This is a genomic window from Cellulomonas sp. IC4_254 (assembly GCF_011603975.1).
Classification (GTDB): domain Bacteria; phylum Actinomycetota; class Actinomycetes; order Actinomycetales; family Cellulomonadaceae; genus Cellulomonas.
Genome location: NZ_JAANNB010000407.1, coordinates 1 through 245 on the forward strand (window position 1 = coordinate 1; position 245 = coordinate 245).

Sequence of the window (245 nt, forward strand, 5' to 3'; positions counted from 1 at the left end):
AGAACTACCCCCTGGCCTACAAGGGCACGTTCCAGTTCGACGACGGCACCACCTGGGACCGCGAGACCATCGAGAACGACGTCCGGTTCACCATCACCGGCACCGACGACGACGACACCCTCACCTCCGTGCCCTACAGCCCCACCACCATGCACGGACTCGACGGCAACGACACCATCACCGCCGGCACCGGACCCACCACCATCCACGGCGGACCCGGCAACGACACCCTGCGCGGCGGACCC

Annotated in this window: 1 protein-coding gene; it reads left to right on the forward strand. The window is 67.8% G+C overall.

Translation table 11 applies throughout. The annotated features are described in order from the left end of the window. Positions 1-245 (forward strand): hypothetical protein (locus G6556_RS19045; protein WP_205693782.1); only part of this gene is annotated, 245 nt, incomplete at both ends.